This window comes from Brevundimonas sp. CURTG3B2_SDJG (assembly GCF_057364705.1).
This window is the reverse complement of record NZ_JBNFOJ010000321.1, coordinates 1-3,067: the sequence shown is the minus strand read 5'-3', so window position 1 is coordinate 3,067 and position 3,067 is coordinate 1. Positions and strand designations below refer to the sequence as shown.

Annotated in this window: 3 protein-coding genes; all 3 read right to left on the bottom strand. The window is 71.3% G+C overall.

What is annotated here, in order from left to right:
- Positions 1-861 (bottom strand): M56 family metallopeptidase (locus AC2W7C_RS15895; protein WP_486002271.1); only part of this gene is annotated, 861 nt, incomplete at its 3' end.
- A complete protein-coding gene (locus AC2W7C_RS15890; protein WP_486002270.1) occupies positions 861-1,964 on the bottom strand; it encodes a BlaI/MecI/CopY family transcriptional regulator in 1,104 nt (367 codons plus the stop codon). The genes AC2W7C_RS15895 and AC2W7C_RS15890, both read right to left, overlap by 1 nt.
- Positions 1,965-2,147: 183 nt before the next feature.
- Complete coding sequence (gene trpC, locus AC2W7C_RS15885; protein WP_486002269.1) at positions 2,148-2,942, bottom strand: indole-3-glycerol phosphate synthase TrpC; 795 nt, start codon at positions 2,940-2,942, stop codon at positions 2,148-2,150.
- Positions 2,943-3,067 lie beyond the last annotated feature (125 nt).

The following is a 3,067-nucleotide window of genomic DNA, read 5'->3' as shown; positions in this document are numbered from 1 at the left end:
CACCCGGCGCTTCAGCGAGGCCTTGCCCGGCGCGACCCCGTGGGCCGCCAGGCCGGAGGCGCGAGCCTCGCCGCGGGCGAAATGGACCAGGAGATCGGCGTAGTCGGGGCCGTTGACGTCGCCCCTGAGCACCATGTCGTCGGCGGCCTCCTCGCGCAGATCGTGCGCCTGCCGGGCCAGGATCCAGACCAGGGGATTGAACCAGAAGGCGACCGCGGCCAGGCGGGCGATCAGCAGGTTCAGCCAGTCCAGCCGGACCAGATGCGCCAGCTCGTGGGCGATGATGGCCTCGGCGCGATGCGGCACGGCGACCGCCGCCGGACTGAGCACGATGGTGGGCCGCAACAGGCCCCAGCTGATTGGCGACGTCACGCGGTCGCTGCTCAGCAGCGCGGTCCCCGCCTTCAGCTTCATGCGCCGCTGGGCGTGAGCGAGCGCCGACAGCCAATCCCGATCCGTCAGGACCTCGGCCTGGCGCTGCAGCAGGAACAGGCGGGCGAGGCCGAGCAGAAGGGCGGCGGCCAGCACGACGGATCCCGCGACCCAGACCAGCGGCCAGATCAGGCCGAGATCGACCGAAGCGGCCGACGGGAGGGCGGCGAGGGGCGCTTCTCCCGCCGGCCTCACCGCGGCGATCTGGGACGGGCCGGCCAGATCGATCGTGCGGCTCCAGAAGCCGGTCAGTCGAAGGTCCGGGCCGAAGACCACCAGGAACGGCGTCGCCAAGACGGCGAAAAGGCCCAGATGGGCCACGGCCGCCCGCTGCGCCGCCGGCAGGCCGCGCAGGGCGGCGACCAGGACGATCGCCACGGCGGACATCAGGAACGATTTGAGCGCGATCTCGGGGAACTGGGGGATCATCAGCGCCTCCCCTTGCGCGCTTCGGCGATCAGGCGCTCCAGCTCGTCGAAATCGGCGTCCTTGAGCGGGCCGTTGAGGTCCAGCAGGGCGCTGGCCGCGCCGACGGCCGAGCCGTTGAAGAAGGTGCTGACCACCTTGCCGAGGGCGGAGCGGGTGGCCTCGGCCTGCGAGACGCTGGGCGTGTAGACGAACCCGCGGTCGGACTCCCGGCGCTCGACCAGGCCCTTGGACTCCAGCCTGACCAGCATGGCGCGGACCGCGGAGGCCGTCAGCGGGTCGGGCAGCGTTTCACGCACCTCGGTGACCGTGGCATCGCCACGCTGGTAGAGGATGTCCACGATCTGCCGCTCTCGCGGCGCCAAGGTGTCGAGCACGACGGTCTCCAATAGGTCGCCGCCGAGGGTAGCTACAATTGTAGTCAGGTCAATCGCGCGTCGGATTACATGTTCGCAATGCGGGCCTGGAAAGCTTCCGCAGCGTCGATGTGCCGACGGTTCAGGAATCCGGCCACAGCAGGAAAAGGCTGTCGGCCGCGGCGAACGCGAGCCTTGACGCAGATGGCCTATCGCCACGACCGGGTCACGCGCCGTCCGGACAAACACGCTTTCCGTTCCGGGACGCGGAGGGTGCAGGTTCGGGTTGACCGGGGTCTCTCCGAGATCGCGATAGCCGGCTCGTTCCAGGGCTTCGCCGACGTCGCCGACGCTCAGTCCGGCGCCGGTCAGCGCAAGCCGCCAGATCCGGTGACGGGCGTTTGGCGAAGGGCAGAGGCGGGGGCGAACGTCAGGTCGCGTGGCGGCTCCGTACGCCGCGCCGCAGGGACGGCTAAGGCGCTCGATCCGCACGTGCGGGCCGCCCGTGTCGGCGATCGGCGGCGGGCCGAGCCGGACCGCCAGGTCGTCGGGCGACGGGGCTTCACGCGGCGTCAGGTTGTCGACGAGGGCTCGAAACGCCGTGGCTTCGTCGCCTGCGAGGGTCAACGGGTCTTGGATTCGCTCCCCGCCCTCCGGGGCTTCAGCCGGGGGCGCAGGCGGTGTCCGCCAGCTGTTGTCCGGGGCCGGGACGAGCTCGATGGAGGCCGGCTGGCCGGCGGCGGCGGGCACATAGACGGCGATGGAACGGGGCGTCCGGGTCCGGCCCCAGGCCGGGCGGCAGTTCGGCGCATCCCGCCATGGCGGCCAATGTGATCAGGACAGACAGGCGCACTGGCATCACCGATCTCCGCAGTGTCTCGCCGTCATAGCGGAAGGGGCCGTGATTTCGTCTGACGGGTTCTGACCGCAGCTTCAGCTCAGCAACGCCCGGGTCGCGGCCTCGACGTCGTCCTGACGCATCAGGCTTTCGCCGACCAGAATCGCCTGGGCGTGGGCGTCGGACACGCGAGCCACGTCGTCGGGCGTGAAGATGCCGCTTTCGGCGACCAGCAGGGCGCGGACCGGGCTGAGCATCGAGAGGCGCTCGGTAGTCTCCAGATCGACCTCGAAGGTCCGGAGCGAGCGGTTGTTGACGCCGACCAGGTCGCCATCCAGCTCGCAGGCGCGCGCCATCTCGGCCTCGTCGTGGGTCTCGATCAGAGCATCCATGCCGAACCGCTCGGCCTCGGCCAGGAGCTCGGCGGCCAGGGCGTCGTCGACCATGGCCAGGATGATCAGGATGCAATCGGCGCCCAGCGCCCGGCTTTCCGCCACCTGCCAGGGGTCGACCAGAAAGTCCTTGCGCAGGCAGGGCAGGGCGACGGCGTCGCGGGCGGCGGCCAGGAAGGCGTCGTCGCCCTGGAAGCTGGGACCGTCGGTCAGCACCGACAGACACGTCGCGCCGCCGCGCTCGTACGCCCGGGCCAGGGCGGGCGGATCGAAGTCGGCGCGGATCAGGCCCTTGGACGGGCTGGCCTTCTTGATCTCGGCGATCAGGGCGGGGCGGCCCGTGTCTTCGACGCGCCGTTCAAGGGCCGCGCGGAAGCCGCGGGGCGCCGAGGCCTCCCTGGCGCGGGCCTCGACCGCATCTTGGGACAGGGCGGCCTTTCGCGCCGCCACGTCTTCGCGCTTGTAGGCGGCGATGTGCGCCAGAACGTCGGCAGTCACGCGGTCTCGTCCTCGATCGGGGTGTTGGTGGCCTCGACCAAGCCGGCCAGCGCCCGGGCGGCCCGACCGTCGTCGATGACGGCGGCGGCCTGGACGGCGCCTTCGGCCAGGTCGGCGGCGCGGTC